This window comes from Corynebacterium nasicanis, assembly GCF_042658165.1.
Lineage (GTDB): Bacteria > Actinomycetota > Actinomycetes > Mycobacteriales > Mycobacteriaceae > Corynebacterium > Corynebacterium nasicanis.
In genome coordinates this window covers 456,949-483,135 of the sequence record NZ_JBHSQE010000009.1, presented here as the reverse complement: position 1 = coordinate 483,135, position 26,187 = coordinate 456,949, and the positions used below count along the sequence as shown (strand labels likewise).

General features: G+C 64.0%; 22 protein-coding genes. 5 read left to right on the top strand and 17 right to left on the bottom strand.

The genetic code is table 11. The features are described from left to right. Window positions 1-76: 76 nt before the first annotated feature. The 4 genes from tuf to rpsL all read right to left on the bottom strand — a co-directional run bounded on the left by tuf (window position 77) and on the right by rpsL (window position 4,754). The gene (tuf, locus tag ACFPUZ_RS11055) at window positions 77-1,267 is read right to left on the bottom strand and encodes an elongation factor Tu (protein ID WP_377001956.1); all 1,191 of its coding nucleotides are present in this window, start codon (window positions 1,265-1,267) and stop codon (window positions 77-79) included. A 272-nt stretch (window positions 1,268-1,539) separates the two neighbouring features. Further along, complete coding sequence (gene fusA, locus ACFPUZ_RS11050; protein ID WP_377001955.1) at window positions 1,540-3,663, bottom strand: elongation factor G; 2,124 nt, start codon at window positions 3,661-3,663, stop codon at window positions 1,540-1,542. A gap of 248 nt (window positions 3,664-3,911) precedes the next feature. Continuing rightward, window positions 3,912-4,379 (bottom strand): 30S ribosomal protein S7, encoded by a 468-nt coding sequence (rpsG, locus tag ACFPUZ_RS11045; protein WP_377001954.1) that lies wholly within the window; start codon window positions 4,377-4,379, stop codon window positions 3,912-3,914. Between the two features lie 3 nt (window positions 4,380-4,382). Beyond that, complete coding sequence (gene rpsL, locus ACFPUZ_RS11040) at window positions 4,383-4,754, bottom strand: 30S ribosomal protein S12 (protein ID WP_377001953.1); 372 nt, start codon at window positions 4,752-4,754, stop codon at window positions 4,383-4,385. A gap of 280 nt (window positions 4,755-5,034) precedes the next feature. On the opposite strand from rpsL, the gene ACFPUZ_RS11035 reads away from it, so the two are divergent. From ACFPUZ_RS11035 to ACFPUZ_RS11025, 3 genes are read left to right on the top strand one after another with little or no spacing between them, the layout of a single operon-like run. Further along, window positions 5,035-6,036: an alpha/beta hydrolase gene (locus ACFPUZ_RS11035; protein ID WP_377001952.1), complete on the top strand. Its 1,002-nt coding sequence runs from the start codon at window positions 5,035-5,037 to the stop codon at window positions 6,034-6,036. Further along, a complete protein-coding gene (locus tag ACFPUZ_RS11030) occupies window positions 6,033-6,674 on the top strand; it encodes a DUF1707 SHOCT-like domain-containing protein (protein ID WP_377001951.1) in 642 nt (213 codons plus the stop codon). Before ACFPUZ_RS11035 ends, ACFPUZ_RS11030 begins: the two co-directional genes overlap by 4 nt. Before the next feature lie 13 nt (window positions 6,675-6,687). Further along, a complete protein-coding gene (locus tag ACFPUZ_RS11025) occupies window positions 6,688-7,470 on the top strand; it encodes an SDR family oxidoreductase (RefSeq protein ID WP_377001950.1) in 783 nt (260 codons plus the stop codon). A 252-nt stretch (window positions 7,471-7,722) separates the two neighbouring features. Here the strand turns inward: ACFPUZ_RS11025 and ACFPUZ_RS11020 are convergent, their stop codons facing one another. The 3 genes from ACFPUZ_RS11020 to pgfA form a co-directional block, all read right to left on the bottom strand. After that, complete coding sequence (locus ACFPUZ_RS11020; RefSeq protein ID WP_377001949.1) at window positions 7,723-11,733, bottom strand: DNA-directed RNA polymerase subunit beta'; 4,011 nt, start codon at window positions 11,731-11,733, stop codon at window positions 7,723-7,725. Window positions 11,734-11,791: 58 nt separating this feature from the next. Then, window positions 11,792-15,292, bottom strand: coding sequence for a DNA-directed RNA polymerase subunit beta (rpoB, locus tag ACFPUZ_RS11015; RefSeq protein ID WP_377001948.1), 3,501 nt, complete (start codon window positions 15,290-15,292; stop codon window positions 11,792-11,794). A 257-nt stretch (window positions 15,293-15,549) separates the two neighbouring features. Then, window positions 15,550-16,485 (bottom strand): cell envelope lipid trafficking protein PgfA, encoded by a 936-nt coding sequence (gene pgfA / locus ACFPUZ_RS11010; RefSeq protein ID WP_377001947.1) that lies wholly within the window; start codon window positions 16,483-16,485, stop codon window positions 15,550-15,552. Window positions 16,486-16,702: 217 nt separating this feature from the next. Between pgfA and ACFPUZ_RS11005 the strand changes: the two genes are divergently transcribed. Next, complete coding sequence (locus tag ACFPUZ_RS11005; protein ID WP_377001946.1) at window positions 16,703-17,050, top strand: hypothetical protein; 348 nt, start codon at window positions 16,703-16,705, stop codon at window positions 17,048-17,050. A 47-nt stretch (window positions 17,051-17,097) separates the two neighbouring features. Here the strand turns inward: ACFPUZ_RS11005 and ACFPUZ_RS11000 are convergent, their stop codons facing one another. The 7 genes from ACFPUZ_RS11000 to rplJ all read right to left on the bottom strand — a co-directional run bounded on the left by ACFPUZ_RS11000 (window position 17,098) and on the right by rplJ (window position 23,197). Beyond that, the gene (locus tag ACFPUZ_RS11000; RefSeq protein ID WP_377001945.1) at window positions 17,098-17,736 is read right to left on the bottom strand and encodes a response regulator transcription factor; all 639 of its coding nucleotides are present in this window, start codon (window positions 17,734-17,736) and stop codon (window positions 17,098-17,100) included. 109 nt (window positions 17,737-17,845) lie between these two features. Then, window positions 17,846-18,937, bottom strand: coding sequence for a sensor histidine kinase (locus ACFPUZ_RS10995; protein ID WP_377001944.1), 1,092 nt, complete (start codon window positions 18,935-18,937; stop codon window positions 17,846-17,848). A gap of 18 nt (window positions 18,938-18,955) precedes the next feature. After that, window positions 18,956-19,570 (bottom strand): ABC transporter ATP-binding protein, encoded by a 615-nt coding sequence (locus ACFPUZ_RS10990; RefSeq protein WP_377001943.1) that lies wholly within the window; start codon window positions 19,568-19,570, stop codon window positions 18,956-18,958. Next, window positions 19,570-21,468: a hypothetical protein gene (locus tag ACFPUZ_RS10985; protein WP_377001942.1), complete on the bottom strand. Its 1,899-nt coding sequence runs from the start codon at window positions 21,466-21,468 to the stop codon at window positions 19,570-19,572. Before ACFPUZ_RS10985 ends, ACFPUZ_RS10990 begins: the two co-directional genes overlap by 1 nt. An 84-nt stretch (window positions 21,469-21,552) precedes the next feature. Further along, complete coding sequence (locus ACFPUZ_RS10980; RefSeq protein WP_377002264.1) at window positions 21,553-21,924, bottom strand: lactococcin 972 family bacteriocin; 372 nt, start codon at window positions 21,922-21,924, stop codon at window positions 21,553-21,555. Between the two features lie 301 nt (window positions 21,925-22,225). Then, entirely contained in the window at window positions 22,226-22,612 is a 387-nt protein-coding gene (gene rplL / locus ACFPUZ_RS10975) for a 50S ribosomal protein L7/L12 (RefSeq protein ID WP_377001941.1), read from the bottom strand. A gap of 69 nt (window positions 22,613-22,681) precedes the next feature. After that, window positions 22,682-23,197, bottom strand: coding sequence for a 50S ribosomal protein L10 (rplJ, locus tag ACFPUZ_RS10970; protein WP_377001940.1), 516 nt, complete (start codon window positions 23,195-23,197; stop codon window positions 22,682-22,684). 295 nt (window positions 23,198-23,492) lie between these two features. Between rplJ and ACFPUZ_RS10965 the strand changes: the two genes are divergently transcribed. Further along, window positions 23,493-23,813, top strand: a complete 321-nt coding sequence (locus tag ACFPUZ_RS10965) for a DUF6508 domain-containing protein (RefSeq protein ID WP_377001939.1) — start codon at window positions 23,493-23,495, stop codon at window positions 23,811-23,813. Between the two features lie 84 nt (window positions 23,814-23,897). Here ACFPUZ_RS10965 and ACFPUZ_RS10960 read toward each other — a convergent pair whose 3' ends face one another. From ACFPUZ_RS10960 to ACFPUZ_RS10950, 3 genes are all read right to left on the bottom strand, one after another. After that, complete coding sequence (locus ACFPUZ_RS10960; RefSeq protein ID WP_377001938.1) at window positions 23,898-24,176, bottom strand: hypothetical protein; 279 nt, start codon at window positions 24,174-24,176, stop codon at window positions 23,898-23,900. Between the two features lie 832 nt (window positions 24,177-25,008). Then, the gene (locus ACFPUZ_RS10955) at window positions 25,009-25,614 is read right to left on the bottom strand and encodes an SIMPL domain-containing protein (protein ID WP_377001937.1); all 606 of its coding nucleotides are present in this window, start codon (window positions 25,612-25,614) and stop codon (window positions 25,009-25,011) included. Continuing rightward, window positions 25,611-26,180: a TetR/AcrR family transcriptional regulator gene (locus ACFPUZ_RS10950; RefSeq protein WP_377001936.1), complete on the bottom strand. Its 570-nt coding sequence runs from the start codon at window positions 26,178-26,180 to the stop codon at window positions 25,611-25,613. Before ACFPUZ_RS10950 ends, ACFPUZ_RS10955 begins: the two co-directional genes overlap by 4 nt. Between the last annotated feature and the right edge of the window lie 7 nt (window positions 26,181-26,187).

The following is a 26,187-nucleotide window of genomic DNA, read 5'->3' as shown; positions in this document are numbered from 1 at the left end:
CCATGTATGCAGGAATCTGAAAGGGGCCGGTGGAAACAATTCCACCGGGCCCTTCAGGTCAGATCAGTAAGGTGACTTACTTCAGGATCTTGGTGACACGGCCAGCGCCGACGGTGCGGGAGCCCTCGCGGATAGCGAAGCGCAGGCCCTCGTCCATGGCGACCGGCTGGATCAGGGTGACAGTCATGTCGACGTTGTCGCCCGGCATGACCATCTCGGTGCCCTCCGGCAGCTTCACGACACCGGTGACGTCGGTGGTGCGGAAGTAGAACTGCGGGCGGTAGTTGTCGAAGAACGGGGTGTGGCGGCCGCCCTCGTCCTTGGACAGGACGTAGACGGAACCCTCGAACTCGGTGTGCGGGGAGTAAGCGCCCGGCTTGATGATGACCTGGCCGCGCTCGACGTCCTCGCGCTTGATGCCGCGGAGCAGCAGACCACAGTTGTCGCCGGCCTCGGTGTAGTCGAGAAGCTTACGGAACATCTCGATACCGGTGACGGTGGTGGTGGTGGACTTCTCCTTGATGCCGATGATCTCGACATCCTCGTTCACGTTGAGCTGACCGCGCTCGACGCGGCCGGTGACGACGGTGCCGCGACCGGTGATGGTGAAGATGTCCTCGACCGGCATCAGGAACGGCTTGTCGGTCTCGCGCTCCGGGTCCGGGATGGAGTCATCGCAGGCCTGCATGAGCTCGAGGACGGAGTCGACCCACTTCTCTTCGCCGTTGAGGGCGCCGAGAGCGGAGATGTGGATGATCGGGGCATCCTCGTCGTAGTCCTGCTCAGCCAGCAGCTCGCGGACCTCCATCTCGACGAGCTCGATGATCTCCTCATCGTCGACCATGTCGCACTTGTTCAGTGCCACGAGGATGTAGGGGACGCCGACCTGGCGAGCCAGCAGCACGTGCTCGCGGGTCTGCGGCATCGGGCCGTCGGTAGCGGCGACCACGAGGATGGCACCGTCCATCTGGGCTGCGCCGGTGATCATGTTCTTGATGTAGTCGGCGTGACCCGGGGCATCGACGTGAGCGTAGTGACGCTTCTCGGTCTGGTACTCCACGTGGGAGATGTTGATCGTGATGCCACGCTCCTTCTCCTCCGGCGCCTTATCGATGGCGTCGTAGGCGAAGGACTCGTTGAGGTCCGGGTACTTGTCGGCCAGAACCTTGGTGATGGCGGCAGTGGTGGTGGTCTTGCCGTGGTCGACGTGACCGATGGTGCCGATGTTGACGTGGGGCTTCGTACGCTCGAACTTCGCCTTTGCCACTGTATGTCCTCCTGGACTTCATGGTGGCTACGACCTTCGCAGCCACGTGGTTGACTTTCGCCATGCCGGAACAAGCCGGTGGCGTTTCACATTGTGCCAGTTACACGATCCTAGATTTCCACCGCCGTTTTTTCAAACCGCGGCCGACTAGATCACACGGTGGGTAACGGCCGGCTCAGCCGACACCTCATCGGTGCCTGCTCAGCGCGACCGCTACCCAGCCTGCTTATTGACGCCGGCACGGGGCGTCGATAAGCAACCGGGCAGAGCCCTTAAGCGCCGGTGCGCTCGGAGATGATCGCCTCGGAGACGCTGGAGGGGACCTCCGCGTAGGAGTCGAACACCATGGAGTAGTTCGCGCGGCCCTGGGTCTTGGAACGCAGGTCACCGACGTAACCGAACATCTCGGACAGCGGAACCTTGGCCTTGACGACCTTGGCGCCGGTGCGGTCCTCCATGGCATTGACCTGGCCACGGCGGGAGTTGATGTCACCGATGACATCACCCATGTACTCCTCCGGGGTGATGACCTCGACGGCCATGAGCGGCTCGAGGAGAACCGGCTTCGCCTTGGCGACGGCCTCCTTCAGCGCCTGGGAACCGGCGATCTTGAACGCCATCTCCGAGGAGTCGACGTCGTGGTACTGACCGTCGATGAGGGTGGCCTTGATGTTCACCAGCGGGTAGCCGGCGAGGTAGCCGTACTGCATCGCGTCCTGGATGCCGGCGTCGACCGAGGGGATGTACTCCTTCGGGATACGACCACCGGTGACGGCGTTGTTGAAGAAGTACAGCGGGGACTGGCCCTCCTCGAGCTCATCCTCGCCCGGAGCGTAGGGCTCGATGCCGATGATGACCTTCGCGAACTGACCCGAACCACCGGTCTGCTTCTTGTGGGTGTACTCGAGCTTCTCGACGGGCTTGCGGATGGTCTCGCGGTACGCGACCTGCGGGGCACCCACGTTGGCCTCGACCTTGAACTCGCGCTTCATGCGGTCGACGAGGACGTCGAGGTGCAGCTCGCCCATGCCGCCGATGACGGTCTGGCCGGACTCCTCGTCGAGCTCGACGGTGAAGGTCGGGTCCTCTTCGGCGAGCTTGCCGATGGCGACGCCGAGCTTCTCCTGGTCGGCCTTGGTCTTCGGCTCGATGGAGACCTTGATGACCGGGTCCGGGAAGTCCATGGACTCGAGGATGATCTGAGCGTCAGAGGCGCAGAGGGTGTCACCGGTGGTGGTGTCCTTCAGGCCGATGAACGCGTAGATGTTGCCGGCGAGGGCCTCCTCGACCGGGTTCTCCTTGTTGGCGTGCATCTGGAAGAGCTTGCCGATGCGCTCGCGCTTGCCCTTGGTGGAGTTCTGGACCTGATCGCCCGGCTCCACGCGGCCGGAGTAGACGCGCACGAAGGTCAGCTTGCCGAAGAACGGGTGAGCAGCGATCTTGAAGGCCAGCGCCGAGAAGGGCTCGTCGACGGAGGGCTTACGGGCGATCTTCTCTTCCGGGTCGTTGACGGCGGAGCCGATGACCTCGCCGACGTCCAGCGGGCTGGGGAGGTAGGCAACAGCGGCGTCGAGCAGCGGCTGGACACCCTTGTTGCGGTAGGCGGTGCCACAGAAGACCGGGTAGATCTCCGAGTTGACGACCATCTTGCGGATGGCGCCCTGGATCTCTTCCTTGGTCAGCTCCTCGCCGCCGAAGTACTTCTCCATGAGGGCCTCGTCGGACTCAGCGACGGTCTCGAGCAGCTTCTCGCGGTACTCCTCGGCGCGCTCCTGCAGGTCAGCCGGGATCTCCTCGACGGTGGCCTCGGTGCCGATCTCGGTCTTGCCGCGCCAGGTCAGCGCCTTCATGTCAACGAGGTCGACGACGCCGTCGAAGTCATCCTCAGCGCCGATCGGCAGCTGCATGACCAGCGGCTTGGCGCCCAGGCGGTCGACGATGGTGCCGACGGTGTAGTAGAAGTCAGCGCCCAGCTTGTCCATCTTGTTGACGAAGCAGATACGCGGGACGTCGTACTTGGTGGCCTGACGCCAGACCTGCTCGGACTGCGGCTCCACGCCCTCCTTGCCGTCGAAGACGGCGATGGCGCCATCGAGAACACGCAGGGAACGCTCCACCTCGACGGTGAAGTCGACGTGACCCGGGGTGTCGATGATGTTGATCTGGTTGTTGTCCCAGAAACAGGTGACCGCAGCGGAGGTGATGGTGATACCGCGCTCCTTCTCCTGCTCCATCCAGTCCGTGGTGGCGCCACCGTCGTGGGTCTCGCCGACCTTACGGTTGATACCGGTGTAGAAGAGAATGCGCTCGGTCGTGGTGGTCTTACCGGCATCGATGTGGGCCATGATGCCGATGTTGCGGACCTTGTTCAGATCCTTAAGCACTTCTTGTGCCACAGTCTTACCCCAACTTGTAGATCTCCGACGCCCGGGCGGACGCCGTCATGTGGATAGTTCTCGTTCAATACTGCCATTGAATGGCCGTACTGGCATCTGTCGCCGACACACCAGTTTACGGCACCAGCAGCTCATCGTGGAGGGTGAATTCCCTCGGAGACACCGAAGGCCCAACGATCAGTCGCTTCAGGGCCGTCCGGGACGGCGGAAAGCAACTGTCGATTGGGCCATCGAGGTGTATCCCTGTACTACCAGCGGTAGTGGGCGAAGGCGCGGTTGGCCTCGGCCATCTTGTGGACGTCCTCGCGGCGCTTCACGGAGGCACCGAGACCGTTGGACGCATCCAGGATCTCGTTGGCGAGACGGTCGATCATGGTGTTCTCACGACGCTGACGGGTGAAGGTGACCAGCCACCGGAGAGCCAGGGTGTTGGCGCGGCCCGGACGGACCTCCACCGGCACCTGGTAGGTGGCGCCACCGACGCGGCGGGAGCGGACCTCGAGGTCCGGGCGGATGTTGCCCAGAGCCTTCTCGAGGGTGCCGACCGGATCGGTGCCGGTCTTCTCACGGCAGGCCTCGAGGGCGCCGTAGACGATACGCTCAGCGGTGGACTTCTTGCCGTCGAGCAGCACCTTGTTGACGAGCTGGGTCACAACCTCAGAGCTGTAGACCGGGTCCTTGACGACCGGACGCTCGGGAGCACGGTTCTTACGCATTGTTTACTGTCCCTTCTTGGCGCCGTAGCGGGAGCGGGCCTGCTTGCGGTCCTTGACACCCTGGGTGTCGAGGGTGCCGCGCACGATCTTGTAGCGGACACCCGGGAGGTCCTTCACGCGACCGCCGCGGACGAGCACCATGGAGTGCTCCTGCAGGTTGTGGCCCTCACCCGGGATGTAGGCGGAGACCTCGACGCCGGTGGTCAGGCGCACGCGGGCGACCTTACGCAGAGCGGAGTTCGGCTTCTTCGGGGTGGTGGTGTAGACACGGGTGCACACGCCGCGACGCTGCGGGGAACCCTTCAGTGCCGCGGAGTTGACCTTCGCGGTCTTGTCGTGGCGACCCTTGCGGATCAGCTGCTGAATAGTGGGCATAACCGTCTTTCTGTGTTGATCGGCATATCCGGCCGGATAGGCCGACCGAGAGATTTCGGAAGATTCTTCGCCTTGACGCCCATGATCCGCACGTGCTTTTAAACGTGGGCAACCCAGTCAGCCGCTCTCGCTGGCCTACCGGGAGGAAGTAAGGCTCCCACCATGAAGACGTGGGACTGGGGAGAACTGTACCGGAATCCCCCTGCGGTTCCCAAATCCCTCTGTACTCGACCGCGATTCCCGTACTTTGGGAGGCAAACACATTTTAAGGAGTGCATCCATGAGAACGTTCCTCAAGGTGATCGCGGCGCTGGTGGCCGTGCTCGTTCTTCTTCTCCTGACGGTCTGGGGCGTGCGCACCTACAACATCAACCACTACGCCTTCCCCGGCCCCGACGTCACCGACCGCACCCAGGCGCTCAGCCACGGCGGCGCGGCTGTCGACGGCGAGTACCTGCGGGGTATCCACTACTCCCCCACCACCCCTGACGTCGCGCGCCCGGGCACGGTCATCGTCTTCGGCGGCTCCGAGGGCAGCGCCGGCGACGCCCAGGCCCGCCAGCTCGCCGAGCACGGCCACGAGGTGCTCGCCCTCTACTTCTTCGGGCAGTCCGGCCAGCAGGAGTACCTCTCCGAGGTACCACTGGAGTTCTTCCGGGAGGCCCTCGACTGGGTGGAACAGCACCAGGCCCACCCCGGGCCGCTGACGGTCATCGGCACCTCCAAGGGTGCGGAGCTGACCGCCAACCTCGCGGCCCGCTACCCGGAGATCGACCACATCGTGCTCTACACACCCGCCGAGTACACCTACGCGGGCCTGCAGTTCGAGTCCCAGGAGCAGACCAGCAGCTTCACCTGGCAGGGGCAGCCGGTGCCTTTCGCGCAGTTCCCCTTCGACCCGGGCATGGTCGCCCGGACCATCATCGGCCTGCCCGTCTCCTATCGCGCGAACTATGAGGAGGCCGCGCGGGAGGCCCTGGAGCAGGCCCGCATCGACATCTCCTCCTTCGCCGGGGACGGCCTCCTCTTCGCCGGGGACGCCGACGCCATGTGGCAGGGGGATGTCGCCGCGCGGGCGTTGGCCGCGCAGAATCCCCGCCTGGAACCCCACATCTTCCCCGCGGCCGGCCATCTCTTCTCCACCGATATCACCGAGTACGGCAATAGCTGGGAGACCATGCTCGGCGGCACGCCCGAGGCCAACCGGCACGCGAAGGAGGAGTCCGACCGGCTTCTGCTGGCCAGCCTCGAGCGCTGGCACGCCGTACCATCGGGTTCATGAACACCCCCGATCCGCACCGTATCCGAGCCAGCGACGACGACCGGCAGCGCGCCGCCAACGCCCTCAGCGCGGCCTTCTCCCAGGGCCAGCTCGACTACCGCGAGTTCGAGGAGCGTTCCCAGACGGTCTGGGCCACGAAGTACCTCGACGAGCTGGCGCTCCCGCTGGCCGATCTCTTCCCGGATCCCGCCGCCGTCCTCCAGCAGCGCGTGCCGGCCGTGCGCCCCGACCACACACCGCAGGTCACGCAGGTGACCGGGGAGCCCGGCGGCGACGCCTTCAGCCTCGCCATCATGGGTGGCTCCGAGCGCGCCGGCGACTGGCTCTGCGCGCCGACCCACACCTCCCTGGCGATCATGGGTGGCACCGGCATCGATCTGCGGCAGGCCCGCCTCGGCTCCCGGGAGACGGTCATCAACGCCATCGCCGTCATGGGTGGAATCGAGATCATCGTCCCCGAGGACGTCCACATCATCAGCGACGGCGTCGGCATCATGGGCGGCTTCGGGGTCACCGACGACAAGAGCGTCACCCTCCGCCGCGAGGACGTCCCCGCCGACGCCCCCGTCATCCGCTTCCGCGGCCTGGCACTCATGGGTGGCGTGGGTGTCACCCGCAAGGCGCGCGGCGCCCGATAGAAAGGCAATCCCCATGTCCCGTACCTACCTCGTCACCGGTTCCGCCAGCGGCATCGGCGCCGCCACTTCCGAGCTCCTCACCGCCCAGGGGCATCAGGTCATCGGCGTCGACCTCCGCGACGCCGACATCACCGCCGACCTTTCCACCGGGGAAGGCCGCCAGCACATGATCGACGCGGCACGCGAGCTCTCGCAGGGGCGTCTCGACGCCGTCATCGCCAACGCCGGCATCTCCGCCCCCATCCCCGCGACCGTGCAGGTCAACTACTTCGGCGCCCTCGCCACCCTGGAAGGGCTCCGGCCGCTGCTGCTCGCCTCCGATGCCCCGCGCGCCGTCGTCACCGCCTCCATGGCCTCCCTCCAACCGGCCGACGAGGAGCTGCTCGCCGCGCTTATCGACGCCAACGAGGAGGCCGCCATCACCCGCGGCCAGGCCCTCGCGGACGCCGGGCCCGAGGTCGGCTACCTCAACTACTCCACCTCCAAGCAGGCCATCGCCCGCTGGGTGAGAAAGAACGCCCCCACCCCGGAATGGGCCGGGGCCGGCATCCCCCTCAACGCGATCGCCCCGGGAGTGGTCCTCTCCCCCATGACGGAGCCGCTGGTGAATTCCCCGGAGGGCCGCGCCCAACTCGAGGAGCAGGTCCCCATGCCCCTCAACGGGTGGATGCCAGCGGAGTCCGCGGCAGAACTCCTCTCCTGGCTTTCCTCCCCTGCCAACACCCACCTCTGCGGTCAGGTCATCTTCATCGACGGCGGTGTTGACGCTATTTTCCGGGGCGACACCACCTGGTGACCCCCTCCCCCCTTGGGTTGGCACGTGAACCACACCCACCCCACCCCGCGACCTGGGGTTATGGCGCAGGGACCATTACCTCACGTGCCAACGCAAGGTGGCCCCCCTCCCCCTTGGGTTGGCACGTGAACCACACCCACCCCACCCCGCGACCTGGGGTTATGGCGTAGGGCCCAGAAGTTCACGTGCCAACGCAAGGTGGCACCAATGCGAAACCCCCGACACCAGGTCGGGGGTTTCGGTCGTGCGGAACTACATCTGGAAGTCCTCGTCCAGCGGGACGGAGGCGCCGGTGAACTCGGCGTAGCCGTCGTCACCGTAGATGGAGTCACCGTAGGTCGGGATCGAGTAGGCCGCGTTGCGGGCCGCCTCGGTCGGCTTGACCTGGATGTTGCGGTAGCGGGAGATACCGGTACCGGCCGGGATCAGCTTACCGATGATCACGTTCTCCTTGAGACCGATGAGCTGGTCGGAGCGCTTGTTGATCGCGGCGTCGGTAAGGACACGCGTGGTCTCCTGGAACGACGCGGCGGACAGCCAGGACTCCGTGGCCAGCGAGGCCTTGGTGATGCCCATGATCTGGTCGCGCAGCTCGGCCGGCTGGCCGCCCTCGGCGCGGACCGCCGCGTTGATGCGGCGGGCCTCGGTGAGGTCGACGAGGGTTCCGGGGAGGAACTCGGTGGAACCGGCGTCGATGACGGTACCGCGGCGCAGCATCTGGCGGATGATGATCTCGATGTGCTTGTCGTGGATGGCCACACCCTGGGTGCGGTACACGGCCTGCACTTCGTCGATGAGGTGCTTCTCGACACCGCGACGACGCAGGACGCGCAGGACGTCATGCGGGTCGGCGGGGCCGCGGAGCAGGCGGTCGCCCAGCTCGACGTGGTCACCGTCGCGCAGGGTGCGCTCGATGAACACGGCGGGGTTGTTGTCCATGGGGACCTTGACCTGGGCGAGACCCTGTCGCTTGGACAGCTTCTCGTAGATCTTCTCCTCGTTGCCGTCGTCGGAGGTGAGGATGAGCTTGTAGAAGTTGCCGTCATCCTCGAGAGCGACGGTGCCGGAGAACTCCGCGATCGGGGAGGCGTTCTTCGGCACGCGGGCCTCGAACAGCTCCTGGACACGCGGAAGACCGCCGGTGATGTCGCCACCGACACCACCCTGGTGGAAGGTACGCATGGTCAGCTGGGTACCGGGCTCACCGATCGACTGGGCGGCGACGATGCCGACGGCCTCGCCGATGTCGACCAGCTGGCCGGAGGCCATGGACTTGCCGTAGCACTTGGCGCAGACACCGGTGTGGGTCTGGCAGGTGAGCACGGAGCGCACCTTGACCTCGGCGATGCCGAGCTCAACAAGCTTATCGACGGCCTCATCGGTGAGGTCGGAACCGGCCTCGAAGAGGACGGCACCGGACTCGTCGGTGACCTCGGTGGCGAAGACTCGTCCGGAGACGGAGGTCTCCACCAGCGGGTGCTCGCGGTAGCCGGAGACGTTGCCGTCGGCGTCCTTGACGGGCACGGCGACCGGGACGCGGACACCCTGGCGGGTGCCGCAGTCGTCCTCGCGGACGATGACGTCCTGGGCGACGTCGACAAGACGACGGGTGAGGTAACCGGAGTCGGCGGTACGCAGGGCGGTATCTGCCAGGCCCTTACGGGAACCGTGGGAGTTGTTGAAGTACTCCAGAACCGACAGGCCCTCACGGAAGGAGGTCTTGATCGGGCGGGTGATGTAGTCACCCTTGGAGTTCACGACCATGCCCTTCATGCCGGCCAGGGTCCAGATCTGACGCATGTTGCCGGCGGCGCCGGACTTCACGATCATCGGGATCGGGTTGTCGTCGGGGTAGAGCTCCTCGACGGCCTTACCGACCTTGTTCGTGGCGTCCTGCCACAGCTCGACGAGACGGTCGTAGCGGTCGCGCTCACGCAGCGCGCCCATGACCCAGAACTTGCGCTCGATCTCGCGGGCCTCGGCCTCGTAACGCTCGAGGATCTCCTCCTTGTTGGGGAGGACCAGAACGTCGGACATGGCGATGGTGACGCCGGAACGGGTCGCCCAGTAGAAGCCGGCGTCCTTCATCTTGTCCATGGTCTGGGACACGGTGATCATCGGGTACTTGGCGGCGAGATCGTTGATCACGTCGCCGAGCATGATGAAGCCCGTGCCGCCGCCCTTACGGACCATGACGCCCTCGAGGTACGGGTAGTTCCACGGCAGCAGCTCGTTGAACATGACGCGACCCAGGGTGGTCTCGGCGGTCCAGACCTGGCCCTGCTCCCAGCCGTCGGGGAACTGCTCGGCCTCGATGTCGGCCGGCGGACGCAGGTGCGAGATGCGGACGCGGATCGGCGCCTGCAGACCCAGGACACCCAGGTCACGGGCCATGATGGCCTCGGCGAAGGACGAGTAGACGCCCCGCTCCGGGCCCTCGGAATCGGCCGGACGGTAACCGCCCTGGCCGCCGATCTCGTCGGCCTTCTTGTCCATGGTCAGGAAGTACAGACCGGTGACCATGTCCAGACGCGGCATGGCCAGCGGCTTACCCGACGCCGGGGAGAGGATGTTGTTCGAGGCGAGCATGAGCACGCGCGCCTCGGCCTGCGCCTCCGCGGACAGCGGCAGGTGAACGGCCATCTGGTCACCATCGAAGTCGGCGTTGAAGGCCTCACAGGCCAGCGGGTGCAGCTGGATGGCCTTACCCTCGACGAGTTTGGGCTCGAAGGCCTGGATGCCCAGGCGGTGCAGGGTGGGGGCACGGTTGAGCATGACGGGGTGCTCGGAGATGGCCTCCTCGAGCACGTCCCACACCTCGGGACGCTGACGCTCGACCATGCGCTTGGCGGACTTGATGTTCTGCGCGTAGTCGTTCTCCACCAGACGCTTCATGACGAAGGGCTTGAACAGCTCCAGCGCCATGAGCTTCGGCAGACCACACTCGTGGAGCTTGAGCTGCGGGCCGACGATGATGACGGAACGGCCGGAGTAGTCGACGCGCTTACCCAGCAGGTTCTGACGGAAACGACCCTGCTTGCCCTTGAGCAGATCGGACAGGGACTTCAGCGGACGGTTGCCCGGTCCGGTGACCGGACGGCCGCGACGACCGTTGTCGAAGAGGGCGTCGACGGACTCCTGCAGCATGCGCTTCTCGTTGTTCACGATGATCTCGGGCGCGCCGAGATCGATCATGCGCTTGAGGCGGTTGTTGCGGTTGATCACGCGACGGTAGAGGTCGTTGAGGTCGGAGGTGGCGAAACGGCCACCGTCGAGCTGGACCATCGGGCGCAGCTCCGGCGGGATCACCGGGATGCAGTCGAGGACCATGCCGGCCGGGTCGTTGCCGGAACGCTGGAACGCGGCGACAACCTTGAGGCGCTTGAGCGCGCGCATCTTACGCTGGCCCTTGCCCTCGTTGATGATGGTGTGCAGCTCCTCGGCCTCGGCGTCGAGGTCGAAGTTGCGGATGAGGGTCTGGATCGCCTCGGCGCCCATGCCGCCGGTGAAGTACTCCTCGTAGCGGTCGAGGAGCTCCTCGTAGACGGTCTCGTCGATGATCATCTGCTTCGGAGCCAGCTTGACGAAGGTCTGCCAGATCTCCTCGAGACGGTCGATCTCACGCTCCGCGCGCTCGCGGATGTGCTGCATCTCCTTGTCGGCGGCGGTCTGCACCTTGCGGCGGGCGTCGGCCTTGGCGCCGGCGGCCTCCAGCTCGGCGAGGTCCTCCTCGAGCTTGGCGGCACGCTCGGCGATCTCGGACTCGGCGTCGGCCTCGACGTCCTTCTTCTCGAGCAGCATGTCTGCCTCGAGGGTGGACAGGTCGTTGTGACGTGCCTCGTCGTCGACGGAGGTGATGATGTTCGCGGCGAAGTAGATGATCCGCTCGAGATCCTTCGGAGCGAGGTCCAGCAGGTAGCCCAGGCGGGACGGCACACCCTTGAAGTACCAGATGTGCGTGACCGGGGCGGCCAGCTCGATGTGGCCCATGCGCTCACGACGGACCTTGGACTTGGTCACCTCGACGCCACAGCGCTCACAGATGATGCCCTTATAGCGGACCCGCTTGTACTTGCCGCAGGCACACTCCCAGTCCCGGGTGGGGCCGAAAATGCGCTCGCAGAAGAGACCGTCCTTCTCCGGCTTGAGGGTGCGGTAGTTGATGGTCTCCGGCTTCTTGACCTCGCCCTTGGACCAGCGGCGAATGTCGTCGGCAGTGGCCAGGCCGATGCGGAGCTCTTCGAAGAGGTTTACGTCGAACACGTAACTCCCTTTCCCCTCCCGGCGGGGAGGGATTGAATGGCGAATATCGGGTTAGAGGTTAGGAGGCGTCGACGTCGGAGTGCTCATCGCGGGACAGGTTGATGCCCAGCGAGGAACCGGCCGAGTCGAGGTCGTCGTCGTCGGTGCCGGACAGTTCCATCGGCGTGCCGTCGGCGGAGAGGACCTCCACGTTAAGGCACAGGGACTGCAGCTCCTTGAGGAGAACCTTGAAGGACTCCGGGATACCCGGGTCGGGGATGTTCTCGCCCTTGACGATGGCCTCGTAGACCTTGACACGGCCGACGACGTCATCGGACTTGATCGTCAGCAGCTCCTGCAGGGTGTAGGCGGCGCCATAAGCCTGCATCGCCCACACCTCCATCTCACCGAAGCGCTGGCCACCGAACTGGGCCTTACCGCCGAGCGGCTGCTGGGTGATCATGGAGTACGGGCCGGTGGAGCGGGCGTGGATCTTCTCGTCCACCAGGTGGTGGAGCTTGAGCAGGTACATGTAGCCCACGGAAACCGGGTACGGGAAGGGCTCACCGGAGCGGCCGTCGAAAAGCACGGCCTTGCCGTCCGCGTTGACCATGACGTCGCCGTCACGGTTGGGGCGGGAGTTGCGCAGCAGGCCGGCGAGTTCCTCGTTGGAGGCACCGTCGAAGACCGGGGTGGCGGTCAGGGACTGGGCCGGGACGTCGTAGAGATCCTCGGGGAGGGTCTCCAGGAGCTCGGCGTTCTCCGGGTTGGAGGGGTCGACGGACCAGCCGGCGGCGGCCAGCCAGCCGAGGTGGATCTCCAGGACCTGGCCGATGTTCATACGACGCGGGACACCGTGGGTGTTCAGGATGATGTCCACCGGGGTGCCGTCGGGCATGAAGGGCATGTCCTCGGGCGGCAGGATCTTGCCCACGACACCCTTGTTGCCGTGGCGGCCGGCGAGCTTGTCGCCGTCCTGGATCTTGCGCTTCTGGGCGACATAGACGCGGATCATCTCGTTGACGCCCGGCGCCAGATCGTCGTCGTCCTCGCGGGCGAAGCGACGCACGCCGATGACCTTGCCGTTCTCACCGTGCGGCACCTTCATGGAGGTGTCACGGACCTCGCGGGCCTTCTCACCGAAGATGGCGCGCAGCAGGCGCTCCTCCGGGGTCAGCTCGGTCTCGCCCTTCGGGGTGACCTTGCCGACGAGGATGTCGCCGGCGCGGACGTCGGCACCGATGCGGACGATGCCGCGCTCATCGAGGTCGCGGAGGACGTCCTCGGAGACGTTCGGGATCTCCCGGGTGATCTCCTCGGCGCCCAGCTTGGTGTCGCGGGCGTCGATCTCGTGCTCCTCGATGTGGATCGAGGTGAGGATGTCCTCCTCCACGACGCGCTGGTTGAGGATGATCGCATCCTCGTAGTTGTGGCCCTCCCACGGCATGAAGGCGACGAGCAGGTTGCGGCCCAGCGACATCTCACCGTTGTGCGTGCCCGGACCGTCGGCGATGACCTGGCCGGCCTCGACGCGGTCGCCGATGTTCACCAGCGGGGTCTGGTTGTAGCAGGTGCCCTGGTTGGTGCGCTCGAACTTGCGCAGCAGGAAGGTGTCGCGGATGCCCTCGTCGTCCATGATGGTGATGAGGTCGGCGGAGACGTTCTCGACGACGCCGGACTTCGGCGCGATGACCATGTCACCGGCGTCGTAGGCGGCGCGCTTCTCCATGCCGGTGCCCACGAAGGGGGCCTCGGCGCGGACCAGCGGCACGGCCTGACGCTGCATGTTCGCACCCATGAGGGCACGGTTGGCGTCATCGTGCTCGAGGAAGGGAATCATGGCGGTGGCCACGGACACCATCTGACGTGCGGAGACGTCGATGAAGTCGACGCCCTTGGCGTCCCGCACACCGATGTCGCCGTCCTTGAGGCGGACCTCGACGCGGTCGGTGGTGATGTAACCCTCGGCGTCACGCTCGGTGGACGCCTGGCCGATGGCGTAGCGGTCCTCCTCGTCGGCGGTGAGGTAGTGGACCTCGTCGGTGACGCGGCCGTCGACAACGCGCAGGTACGGGGTCTCGATGAAACCGAAGGCGTTGACGCGGGCGTAGGAGGAGAGGGAACCGATCAGACCGATGTTCGGGCCCTCAGGGGTCTCGATCGGGCACATGCGTCCGTAGTGGGACGGGTGCACGTCGCGGACCTCGATGCCGGCGCGCTCACGGGACAGACCACCCGGGCCGAGCGCGGAGAGACGACGCTTGTGGGTCAGGCCCGACAGCGAGTTGTTCTGGTCCATGAACTGGGACAGCTGGGAGGTGCCGAAGAACTCACGGATCGCGGCCGAGACCGGGCGGACGTTGATCAGCGAGGTCGGGGTGATCGACTCGGCGTCCTGCGTGGTCATGCGCTCACGCACGACACGCTCCATGCGGGACAGACCGACACGGACCTGGTTCTGGATGAGCTCACCCACGGTACGCAGACGACGGTTACCGAAGTGGTCGATGTCGTCGGTGTTCACCGGGATGATCTCGCCGGTCGGGGAGGTCATGGTGCGCTCGCCGGTGTGCAGGCGGACGAGGTACTCGAGGGTGGTGGCGATGTCCTCTTCGGTCAGGGTCATCAGACCCTCGTGGTCGCCGCCGAGGCCGAGCTTGCGGTTGACCTTGTAACGGCCGACCTTGGCCAGGTCGTAGCGCTTCGGGCGGAAGAAGGCGTTGTCGAGCAGGGAACGTGCGAGATCGCGGGTCGGCTGCTCGCCGGGACGCTGCTTGCGGTAGATCTCCAGCAGGGCCTCGTCCACGTTGGCCACACCGTCGGACTCGAGGGTGGACATCATGATCTCGGAGAAGCCGAAACGATCCTGGATCTGCTCGGTGGTCCAACCGAGGGCCTTGAGCAGGACGGTGACCGGCTGGCGACGCTTGCGGTCGATGCGCACGCCGACGGTGTCGCGCTTGTCCACGTCGAACTCGAGCCATGCGCCGCGGGACGGGATGACCTTGACGGAGTGCAGCGGGCGCTCCGTCGACTTGTCGATGGTCTGGTCGAAGTAGACGCCCGGGGAGCGGACCAGCTGGGAGACCACGACACGCTCGGTGCCGTTGACGATGAACGTGCCCTTGTCGGTCATCATCGGGAAGTCGCCGATGAAGACCGTCTGGGACTTGATCTCCTGTGTTTCGTTGTTGATGAACTCGGCCGTCACGTAAAGCGGGGCGGAGTAGTTGATGTCCTTGTCCTTGCACTCATCGACGGTGTACTTGACATCCTCGAATCGGGGGGCGGACAGGGACAGCGACATGTTCTCGGAGTAGTCCTGAATCGGGCTGAGCTCGTCGAGAATGTCCTCGAGACCACTGGTGACGCGGGCCTCCGGCCCACGCTCCTCCTGCTGGCGGGCGCGCCACTCGGGCGTACCGATCAGCCAGGCAAAGGATTCACGCTGCAGGTCAAGGAGACCCGGAACCTCGATCGGCTCCTCGTTCTTCGAGAACGAGTAACGCTTGGGGGTTCCAGGGATATCGGCCACTGACTTGGTCTGGCGGGAGACTGCCAAGATGGGTCCTTCCAGCACCTCACGCGGGACGGTGGCTGCTCTGGGATGCAACCACCGAATCCGCTGGTAGATTTAGCATTCGGTCTGCTGTGGAATGACCGTCCCCAGGTAGCACAAAATCACCTTGTCAAGTTGCCTTGAAACAAGGTTACGGTGCCGACCAGAGACGAATTCCAGCGCAACGAAGTAGCCTATATCACGAGCCACCTTTTGTAAAGCCCCGGTGCTGGGTGGGCTTCCGCCGGATTCAGGCGGGGACTCTACCACGACCCCGCTTATCGACGCCGCCCGAACGCGCCGAACGCACCGGCCAGGCCGAGCAGGGCCAGCAGACCACCGGCCGCGACGACGACCCAGCGGATCATGTCGGCCGTGCCGGGGTCCCGGATGTCGGAGGCATCGGCCAGGTGGGCGTCGATCTGCTCCTGGGACATGCGCCCCGCAAAGAGGAGGTTCTGCTCCCGCTTCTCCCCCTCCGGGGTCGCGTAGTAGGAGTCGACGTCCTCGCGGATCTCCACCACCAGACCCGACTGCTTATCGACGAGCAGATCCCGCGTCGCCGCATAGTGACGGTGACCGCTCACTCCGTCCTCGAACTCCATGAGGTGGAAGGGAGATTCATAAAGGCCGGCCAGGTCGGTGGGCGCGATCTCCTGGCGGTAACGGTGCACTGTGCGGCCGTTCATCTCCAACTCCTCCGCGAACTCCGCCGGCCGGGTCGCCCGCAGCGTGGGATCGAAGACCTCGTAGGTGCCCTGCTGCGCGTCCGTGGGGAACTTCAGCCACACGCCCTCGACCTCGACGGTGCTCACCGGGCTGGCCAGCTGGTTGCTCAACGTCGCCGGGGTGGTGAACTCCCCGGTGCGCCGGTCCACTCCGAAAGACCACACCTCCGCGCTGAGGAGCCGGTCCAGGTCCTGCTGCTGACTGTCCCGCATGAGAGTCTCGCCGACCCGCACGGTCGCCGAATGCTCATCCGCCGGATTCTGGATCTCCATGTGCAGCTGGTGCGTCACCGGGGATGTCACGACCCGCCCGTCGGGAAGGCGGGTCTGCGCCTCCGCGTCGGTGAGCGAGTACGTCGTGGCCCCCAGATCAAGCGGCAGACGCGCATCTTCAGGAAGGAAACGAGGTGCGACCAGTCCCGCCACCAGCAGGGCGACCCCGACGCCGAGCAGAAGGAAGGAGAGCAGGCGGGACGTAGGCAGCATGCCGGTAAGTCTACAGGCCCGGATAGCACCCACTGGTGGGGGCGGCAAGCATGCTGGGGTCATGCAATACCAAAGCATCAACTCTGGCGAGAACCCTGCCCACAATCGTCGGGACGAATAGCATCACGCATGACCAGACCATCAATCCCGCGGCTCTCTTAGCGGCTTGATTGACTAAGCAATGCCGGGCATAACGCGGAAGGACACCGACCACATCATGAACTTTCCCCCGGGGGTCGCGCCTACGACGGCGTTCATCGCTATCGGAGCGATCGCCGCGTGGCTCGCACTGACGGGACACCCTCTGGCAGCAGCGCTCGTGCTTTTACTGGAGCTCATACCGCTCTATTTTCTGGCCCGAAGCATGGCCCAGCCCTCCCCTGAGCAACGGCTGACCACATCTCCCCCGTGGTACCGACTGACGATCCGCATTCTCTTGATAATCGGTTTGCTGCTGTGGATCCCGTCCATGTATCTCAGCATGCGCGAGAGCATCATCCATCCCTCACTTCTCCTGGCTACCACTTTCACCATCTTCGGCCTTTTCGGCAACCGGAATGACTAAACCTGGCATCAGATCCGGCGCCACAGAAACCTTCTGCGAGGAACCGGCTAGCGAAAGAAGGCAGATTTAGCGATCAGTTCGGCTCGATTCACCACGCCAAACTTTCTCAACAACACAGAGACCTTTCGCTTGATGGTACTTTCCGCATAATGCAGGTGCTCCGCGATGGTGGCGTTCGTGGAGCCTTCGAGGAGAAGATCGAGTATCGCCTCCTCTTCTTCCGTCACTCCTATCGCAATGCTCCTGCGTCGGCGCAGGAGCTGTCGCTTCCCCAGGGTTATCTCCACCAGACGGCTCACGCGTCGGGGAGACAGGCCGGTCCCTCCACCGAGCGCATCAGTGACTGCCGCGACCACGTCAGCAGCGCTCTCTGTCTTACCCACAAACCCGGCGGCCCCTCTGGCTAGCAGGTCCATCATCACATCATCAAAGTCGAGTCCGGTCATGGCGATGAATACCGGGGGCTGTGGCAGGTCTCGGAGAGCCTCCAGCAGTTCGACCCCGTTCATGTCCGGCATCCGGATATCCGACAGCACGGCATCACAGCGCTGAGCGCGGAGATAGCGCAGGGCCTCGGCCCCGTTGGCGGCGGTTCCCACGACGTCGATCTCATCCACCTTCTCGAAGTAGGCGGGGAGTGATTGCCTGATCACTTCCTCGTCGTCGACGATGAGGAGCGACCTCATGTCAGGCACCACGGAAGGTAGGGGTACTTCCGGCAGTTGAACAGCATCGGCTCCACCGGTGGGTGGGCCAGCCCGAACGACATGAAAAACGATGCCACTGTCATGTGATTCACTCCGCTTCCTCCTTTGGCACCGAAAGTGCCGATCTGTAGTGATTCCCTGTGCGGGAGAACTCGAACTCGCCGCCTACTTTTTCTGCCAGCTGTGTCACGGACTGCAATCCAAGCCCGGTCGAATCGGCGCCTCTTCTTCCCGCGAGGATGCCGTTGACGACCTCGATCTGGATATCGCAGTTTGTCTCCACCGCCTGTATTCTGACGGGCACCTCGCGATCACCGTACTTGGTCACGTTGGTCGTCATCTCCCGAACAATTCTGCCGATCTCTGCGGAACGGGGCGTGCTGCCGACGACAGGAGCCAGGTTCGTGGCGTAGTCCACAGTGAAACCGCACTGTTCCAATTGGGTCTTCATCAACGACAGCGCAACAGGCGCGGAGACCACCTGAGACCCACTTGATCGTGCGGCTTCCTGCGTCTCGGCCTCCAGGAGCAACCGGACATTCGCGGTGACTCCACGTACCATGTCGGCGATGTCGTCGAGCTCATCGCGCAGGTCAGGACGAGATTTCCCGGCACGCAAGGCCAGTACCTGCAATCGCGCGACCACTCCGCTCAATCCGGCGGCGACCGACTCATGGAGCACTTCCTGTAACTCCGCACGGCGGGCTGTCGCCGCCGCGCGGAGTTTCCCTCGCTCTTCAATGGACTTTCCGATCCATATCCCGGAACCGATCGCGATCACATAGATCACAATATTCAACAGCACCGCCGTAACAGGGACCTCCCGTATCCCCTGGCCGGGGTCGAAAAACAACGTCACGATAATGCACGCCGCCACCAGAATGGACGCCACCACCTGCCTCTTCGCCCCGAGAACAGCAACGAAGGCCAGCCCCACGAAGGCCGTGTACCCCACGCCGAGATCCCACCCTGCCAAGCCCACCTGTGCGCATGCGAAAAGCAATGCTGACGCACGGGGCCAGAGTATTCCGGCAGGCAGCAGGAGGATCTGCAGCACATGAAGAGTTAGGGCTGCGACACTTGGCTGGTCGTCACTCAAAACCAGGTGCGCGAAGAGAAAGAACACCCCGTACAGGATGAATCCCAACTGAGTGACGCGACGACTCTGCAGATGCTGCATTTCTCTCCCTTCCCCTCGTCACAGAGAGATGACCTGGTCGGCGGCCTTCATGAGGTCCTCATCATGCGTCGCCGTGACCACTGTACGTCCCTCTCGAGCGAGCGTCCGCAACAAGGAGATGACGTGTTCACGGTTGACACGGTCCAGCGAGGCCGTGGGTTCGTCGGCGAAGACGAACTGTGAACTCTTGTAGATGGCCCGCGCGATTCCCACCCGTTGTTGTTCACCACCACTGAGTATTCCCGCCCGGGCTGTGAGGGGAACCTCCAACGACACTGCCTCCAGAGCCTGGCACATCCGACTCCTGTCACCACTGGTAGTCAACGAGATGTTGAACCCGACATTCCGGTCCGGAATGACACCGTAGTTCTGGTGGACGAATGAGGCACGGTCCCGCCAGAACCGCCGCCACCGGGCGGCCGACCACCCCACCGAGTCGTCGCCGTCGATGAGCAATGCACCGCTGGTGTGAGGATAGAGGCCGGACATCGCGTTGAGGAGGGAGGTCTTTCCGCAACCGCTGGGGCCGACGATAGCGGTCACCGCTCCAGCGCGACACAGAAAGTTCAACGCAGACAAGAGCTCGTCGCCGCCGACCCTTACTCCGAATTCCCGAGCTTCGATGTGAGACATCAACGATCCCCAATTCTGCGACGCAGCATGGTCAGCGTGAAGTACCAGGTGAGCAGTGACATGATCAGCAACCCCGCTGTGACAGCAGCGACGGCAGAAATGGCAACTGGATACGCCACGCCGGCAACGATAACCCCACCCACACCAAATACTCCGGCCAGCATCAGTTCCCGAACCCCGGCAGACCACAGAAGCGAAGGAATCGACCGCCCATGGAGGATCAGCATGCGGAATTCCTCGCGACGCATAGTCGAACGCAGCCAAGTGATCATCAGCAACACTGCTGCGGATGCCATCACCGAACCCAGCAACGTGGACAACCCGGCGACTCTGTTGAAAAGTCGGTGGTCACGTGCGCTGTCACCTGCATCAGAAAGGAGAAATGGAGTCCAGCGGGTATGGGCGCGATATTTATGGAGGACCGACTCCGCCAGGTCGAGGTCGCTGACGAGCAGCGACCCATTGGATCCGAAGGCAACCAGAGCCCCATCATTGAGCAGATCAAGGCTCGGAAGCACCGCCACCACCGACCCGGCCGGCGCGTACTCAAAGAACTGGGAGCGCGGGGCCGCCACAAGAGATCCCTCCTTGACCTCGTAGATGTGTGAATCGTGGATGATCTGTCGTTGCGCCGACGCACTCCTCCCGAGGTGAATCGATACCATTTGCCATTCCCGTACGTTCGGATCCATCGGCACCAACGGCCCTCGCAAACCTGCGGTCCCCACGCTGTCCACATATGATTGATCGACGACAACCAACGAGCCGCGACCGTCTGACCCGGCACCATCCATCCAGATGTTGGCCAGGCTGAGGGCGTTCATGTCGATGAATTCTCGAAGAGGCGCGGCGAGGAATGCGTCATGGTCAGGATCGGATCCGAGCGGATCCCCGGGGAAGGTAAAGAGACCGAGGCTCACCGAGGAGTCAGGGAGGGCCTCCAGAGCGCCCACTTTGGCCTCTGCCTCTCCTCCCCTGTGGAGAACCACGGAGAAGGGGACAGCTGCGACGACGACCAGCAAGAGCGTCGTCAGGTAGGCACCCTCCAGAAGACGAAGCTGACCACGAGTGGCGTTGCGACGCTCCGTCAACACTGCGGCCGACTTGTGTCCAGTAACGGTGAGGACGAACAACGAGAGGCTCAGGACACAGCAGGCGAGCAGAACGTACCACCCTGTAATCCCCACGACAGGCCCCCACAGCTGCGTCTTCCCGAACACGATCAGGGATGCGGATACGACCACGCCGAGAAACAGCCACACACCGATGACCGGGAGAGCGATAGAACCCACCATGAACGTGGCCCTCTCGTACGCGTTCGCACCGTTGATCGTCAGGAGAGCCAGGGTCCGCGAGTTCAGTCCGAGCCAGAGCAGTGGTATCAGCGCAGCGAGCATCACGACGAAAAGAACGATCACCACGAGCATCGGGAAGAATCGGTAGACGTCCAAGAACAGCAACGACGTTTCAGTCTGCACGGATCGAATGGATGCGATACCTTCCCGCGCGAGGTGCGCCCGCCACGCCTCAATGTCTGCTGCCTCCCCGATGAGGATGAAGTCACCGTCGAAAAGGACGTTGTCGAGAACTGCTTCATCCATTATCCGAACGGGGTTGCCCAGCAGCCGGGTGATTGTATCCGGCCCCGACCACGTACCGGCAATATCGACGAGCGCGTCAGCGTCCTCCATGTTGAGTTCCGGACTCCACTTCAACACGGTGACGTTCTCCAGGATCGCCGCCCGTGCTGCGACGTCAAAAGATCGCCCATCACCCGGGCTCCCCGCAGCCAACGTGACGGTTTCTGTTGCATCAATAGCCAGCGGAGAACGGGCGTCCAGCAGGAAGGCTGCACCCAACCCTGCGACGGTAACCGCCAGGCCCAGTACCAACGCCATCACCGCGATGGGACTGTGTGTCCATGTCAGCACGCCGTGATACCGCCTTCCACTACCACCGATGAGGATTGTCGAATTTCGGCATTAACAAGTGTGGTAATAGTACGATGCAGTCCCCCAGGTGAAAAGCTCCGAAATCCGCGCTCGAGACCACTTCCCCCCGATGATATCCGTGGCGCGATCTTGCCTCGCGCCCCTTTTCACGGTGGAGCCGTGACAAGCCGAAGGATGTAGATAGTTTGAGACAAAGTGCCCAGTCACTTTTCCATAGCCCCATTCTTGGCCCGCTCCCGGGTACTTCGTTATGTAGTAGTCACGGATCGGTTCGTTCTTGGGGGTAGCTTCTCCCGGCCTTGGTTCCCCCTCTTGACGAAGATCAATAACTGTAACCCCATGTCCAATTTCATCGTGAATGGGCACCTGCACAAGTGAATCAGTTACCGATTCTGTAGCCATAGCTTGCGGACGTGACAAGACCATCGCAGTAGCGACACACGCGATCAGGAGCTTCTTTCTGATCATTGTTTCCACGTCCCTCTCCGGTTTCCTCTTGGTGACTCCTCTGAGTACCAGCTCACCCCCGAGCCTAACCGCGCAGATTGGGGAGATCGCAGGCATTCGACAAGGGTGATACGAGAGTATCGATATTGTTCTCCAGACTGCGGCCCGGGTCATTCAGTGCTACACGTTGACCCCGGAATCGACGACGCCCCCGTGTCCGTCGAAACGGATCACGGGGGCGTCGAGAAGCGAGAGCTTACTTGAGGGAGACCTTGGCGCCGGCCTCTTCGAGCTTAGCCTTGGCAGCCTCAGCGTCCTCCTTGTTGGCACCCTCGAGGATGGCCTTCGGGGCACCCTCGACGAGCTCCTTGGCCTCCTTGAGACCCAGGCCGGAGACGAGCTCGCGGACAGCCTTGATCACGCCGATCTTCTTGGCGCCGGCATCCTCGAGGACGACGTCGAACTCGTCCTTCTCCTCAGCAGCGGCAGCGCCGGCGTCGGCGGCACCTGCAGCAGCAACGGCGACCGGAGCAGCAGCGGTGACCTCGAAGACCTCTTCGAACTCCTTGACGAACTCAGAGAGCTCGATCAGGGTCATCTCCTTGAAGGCCTCAATGAGCTCGTCCTTGGTGAGCTTAGCCATGGTGGCATCCTTTCTTTATGAGCCCGCAGGCTCTGAATGTTAGGGGGTGTGGTGCGCCGGATGGCGACTTTAAGCGTCCTTCTTCTCCTGGAGCGCAACGGCGAGGCGTGCGACCTGGGAAGCGGGGGCGTTGAACAGGCCTGCGGCCTTTGCCAGATTGCCCTTCATGGCACCGGCCAGCTTCGCGAGAGTGGTCTCGCGGTTGTCCAGCTCGGCGATGGCCTTGACCTGGTCGGCAGACAGAGCGTTGCCGTCCATGTAGCCACCCTTGACGATGAACGCCTTGTTATCATCGGCGAACTTCTTCATCACCTTGGCGGCATCGACTGCCTCGCCCTTGATGAAGGCGACGGCGGTCGGGCCGGTGAGGTGCTCGTCAAGACCCTCGATGCCCTGTTCCTGGGCAGCGATCTTGATAAGGGTGTTCTTGGCGACGGAGTACTGGACGTCGAAGCCGAGAGCGCTACGCAGCTCAGAGATCTGCGCAACGGTCAGGCCGCGGTACTCGGTGAGGACGACGGAGGTCGCCTCCTCGAACTTTGCCTTGAGCTCTGCGAGCTCGGCGGTGTTCTTCGCGTTTGCCATTACTTCGCCTCCTTCCAATTACGTGTCGTGTTGGTCCGCCGGAGCTCTGATCTGCAATGAAAAGAGCCCCGTGCAAGAGCACAGGGCGCACATCTCCGGGAAGGAGTGGTGGCTCGAAAGTGTCTCCTGCGTGGGCCGCCCCATTCCTGGGGACCTTCGATCCTGCGAGAGGATGACCGACGGTCTGCGGTGAAACTTGAGCGCGGATCCCCTAACAGGGAGCCGATTCAAACTTCGGTGCATGATGTTAGCGCGCACCCTCCCGCAACTCCAAATTCCGTGGGAGGCTGGGGACATGATGCGTGATGACCTCGCCTCGCTTATCGACGACCTACGCCAGCATGCCGGCCCCTGGGAGGTGCCCGCCGCCCGCGCCCTGACCTTCCTGGAGGAGCACGGACCCGGCCCTGCCGACTGGCCCACCTGGGAGACAGGCGCGGAGCTCTACGCCACACTCACGCCCGAGCGGGTGTCCACCCTCGACCAGGAGACGACCCTCCTGTTGCTCTCTGGTCTGGCCCGCGAGGAGGAACACCGACAGGGCAGCTGGGTGGCGATGTTCGAGTCCGGCCGGGGCACCTGGCTCTTCGAGCGGTGGCTGGAGCTCGCTCGCTAGTGAATGGGGAACCGATTCACTCGACGCTGAGAGGAAACGGGCGCATCGACAGCGCGGTGGACATAAAGGGATGGGTCCGCAGAGTCAGAGGATTGCCTGCGCCACGGCTTTGAGCACGAGGAAGGTGAGAGCTGTAGTCAATACGAAATTGATGCCACCTAATGCCAGCTTCATCCCGGCGCTACTGCGCAGCTTCCCGTGCAGGACGATGCAAGATATCACTGCGCACAACCCGGAGAGAAAGACCGCACTCGGAACGACAAGCTGCGGCACCGGAATAAGGATGGCACAGACGAATGCGGCAGTGATCACAACGAGCAGTGGGACGAGATTGGAAACCTGCAAAGTGTTACTGTCCGTCATATTCCGCCCCCTACTTGCACTGCAGCCCCACCCAGACCCAAAAGACGCCATAAGGAATGCCCATCCACGGACTCACCAAAGACCAGATGGCGGCGTGACCCAAGCCCGTGAGCCCTGCCAACCACTGGCACATCGAGCCCCAATTTATGTCCTCTGGATTGGCAGTCATGCCGGCGTATTCTTGCGGCTGATCCGAACCTACTCGGGCAGCAAGGGCTTGCAGCTCGCTCAGCGAGACTGAACTTACTTCATCGCCACCTCCCTGTACAGTGACCAGATCGCTCGCCCAGTCGACGGAGATTGTGAGAGATTCGCCAGACGTCAAGATCAGCTCTTGGCTTACCCGCACCCCAGGCACGCCCTTCACCTGCCCCTGCGAAGCAATACCATTGTCACCTGCGACGACGGCGGGCGCTGCAGCTATCGGCCGGGAAATGACTTGTTTCGCCTCAGCGACAGGTGCTCCAACTAGCGAAAGTGCACCTATCATGAGTGCGGCTGAGCCTCTTCCAAAATAGAGCGTGCATTTCCTTCCTTTCAAGTTTCCACAAGATGGACGCCCCCATTATCTCTGCCCTACACGCCACTAGAAGCGAATCTCTCATTAGCGATACTTTGGTATCGATTTGAGGTCTCCATCTTGATTCCCGCTACCACCCCCAATAGCCTGGCCTGATTGAACTGGTGGTGCACGTCCACTGTTTCCACCCTTAGCAAGAAAATGCGCGGCGTAGAGATATTTCTCGGCACGGGTCCCCGTCCCGTGCGGTAACTCACGCCGGTCACCGGGATGCCAAAGTGGAGTGCCGCTCCGCACCCCCAGAGCCACGCCCTAGCCGATCCCGAATTCGACCGTCACTGACTCACTGAACGGGATCATCTCGGGGACAAAGTCGATCTCGAGTGTGCGGGGCGGACGTTCACCTGCCTCCGCTTCGGCCGCCAGCAGGCGCACCTCGGGGCCCTCACTACTGTCGTGCCCGCTGCGCACGGCCAGGACCGGGCCGAGGTGGCCGTCGAGGGCACGGATGATGATCTCCGCTTCCCGACGCGCGTTCCGCACCGCCTCCGCGAGCAGGTGCTCGCGCGCGGCCCGACGTCCGGTCGCGGACAGGCGCCACGAAGGTCCGGTCACCCCGACAGCGGGGACGGCCGCGAGACGGGACAGTATCTCCTGGAGCTCTGCGAAGGTGCCGGTGGCCGCCACCTCACACTCCCAGGTGGCGTGCGTGACCCCGTCCCACGTGTTCTCGTGGACACTCTCCGCACGGAGCTCAACGGTCGTGGCCGCGATGACCCGGAGGACGACCTCGCGGGCCTCCAGTCGGGTGCGGTAGGCCTGCTGCGAATCGGCATTCCGCCCGGAGACCAGAATCCGCAACAGTGCCGTGTCGGCGGGAAACTCCCCGGCGGCGGTACCGGTGCACCGGATGCTCACGGGACGATCAGTCCCCGGGCCATGCGTTGCAGCATCCCGAGCACGCGCTCGCGGGCGACGCCGTCGCGGGTGATCATCTCGGCGCCGCGGTGGACGGCGGCGTCGAGAAGCGGGACCGCATCGGAGGGAAGGTCGGCGATGGCGGCGCGCAGGGCGGCGGCCATCCTGTCGTGGGACTCCACGACGCGCTCGTCGGTGAAGGCCTCGGGGTGCTGCTGGGCGGCGGCCATGAGCGGGCCGTGCGTGCCGTCGACGAAGAAGTCGAGGGTGTGCTCGAGGTAGGTGTCGACGCGCGCCGCCGGATCAGCGCCGGCGGCCTCGATCGCCGCGGATACGCGCTCGGTCCAGGCGGGGATGGTCTCCAGAAGCAGCTGGATGACCAGGTCGACGCGGGAGGAGGCGTAGGCGTAGACGCTGGAGCGGGCGAGCCCGACGGCGGCGGCCACCTCCCCGAGGGTCGGGACCTGGCCTCCGGATTCCTCGATGAGGCGCTCGGCGGCGTCGAGAACCGCGCGGTGCTGGGCGGCGCGGTGTTCCTCGACGGTCGCCCGGGTGATCTTCGGCATGCCTTCA

Excerpts from the sequence above, each read along its gene's own strand:
- ACFPUZ_RS10980 (WP_377002264.1), bottom strand. The coding sequence starts at position 21,924 with ATGGCTACAGAATCGGTAACTGATTCACTTGTGCAGGTGCCCATTCAC.
- ACFPUZ_RS11035 (WP_377001952.1), top strand. The coding sequence starts at position 5,035 with ATGAGAACGTTCCTCAAGGTGATCGCGGCGCTGGTGGCCGTGCTCGTT.
- ACFPUZ_RS10990 (WP_377001943.1), bottom strand. The coding sequence starts at position 19,570 with ATGTCTCACATCGAAGCTCGGGAATTCGGAGTAAGGGTCGGCGGCGAC.
- rplL (WP_377001941.1), bottom strand. The coding sequence starts at position 22,612 with ATGGCTAAGCTCACCAAGGACGAGCTCATTGAGGCCTTCAAGGAGATG.
- pgfA (WP_377001947.1), bottom strand. The coding sequence starts at position 16,485 with ATGCTGCCTACGTCCCGCCTGCTCTCCTTCCTTCTGCTCGGCGTCGGG.
- ACFPUZ_RS11030 (WP_377001951.1), top strand. The coding sequence starts at position 6,033 with ATGAACACCCCCGATCCGCACCGTATCCGAGCCAGCGACGACGACCGG.
- rpsG (WP_377001954.1), bottom strand. The coding sequence starts at position 4,379 with ATGCGTAAGAACCGTGCTCCCGAGCGTCCGGTCGTCAAGGACCCGGTC.
- ACFPUZ_RS10995 (WP_377001944.1), bottom strand. The coding sequence starts at position 18,937 with ATGCAGCATCTGCAGAGTCGTCGCGTCACTCAGTTGGGATTCATCCTG.
- ACFPUZ_RS10960 (WP_377001938.1), bottom strand. The coding sequence starts at position 24,176 with ATGACGGACAGTAACACTTTGCAGGTTTCCAATCTCGTCCCACTGCTC.
- ACFPUZ_RS10965 (WP_377001939.1), top strand. The coding sequence starts at position 23,493 with ATGATGCGTGATGACCTCGCCTCGCTTATCGACGACCTACGCCAGCAT.
- ACFPUZ_RS11000 (WP_377001945.1), bottom strand. The coding sequence starts at position 17,736 with ATGAGGTCGCTCCTCATCGTCGACGACGAGGAAGTGATCAGGCAATCA.
- rplJ (WP_377001940.1), bottom strand. The coding sequence starts at position 23,197 with ATGGCAAACGCGAAGAACACCGCCGAGCTCGCAGAGCTCAAGGCAAAG.
- ACFPUZ_RS10950 (WP_377001936.1), bottom strand. The coding sequence starts at position 26,180 with ATGCCGAAGATCACCCGGGCGACCGTCGAGGAACACCGCGCCGCCCAG.
- ACFPUZ_RS11005 (WP_377001946.1), top strand. The coding sequence starts at position 16,703 with ATGAACTTTCCCCCGGGGGTCGCGCCTACGACGGCGTTCATCGCTATC.
- rpsL (WP_377001953.1), bottom strand. The coding sequence starts at position 4,754 with ATGCCCACTATTCAGCAGCTGATCCGCAAGGGTCGCCACGACAAGACC.
- ACFPUZ_RS10985 (WP_377001942.1), bottom strand. The coding sequence starts at position 21,468 with ATGGCGTTGGTACTGGGCCTGGCGGTTACCGTCGCAGGGTTGGGTGCA.
- ACFPUZ_RS11025 (WP_377001950.1), top strand. The coding sequence starts at position 6,688 with ATGTCCCGTACCTACCTCGTCACCGGTTCCGCCAGCGGCATCGGCGCC.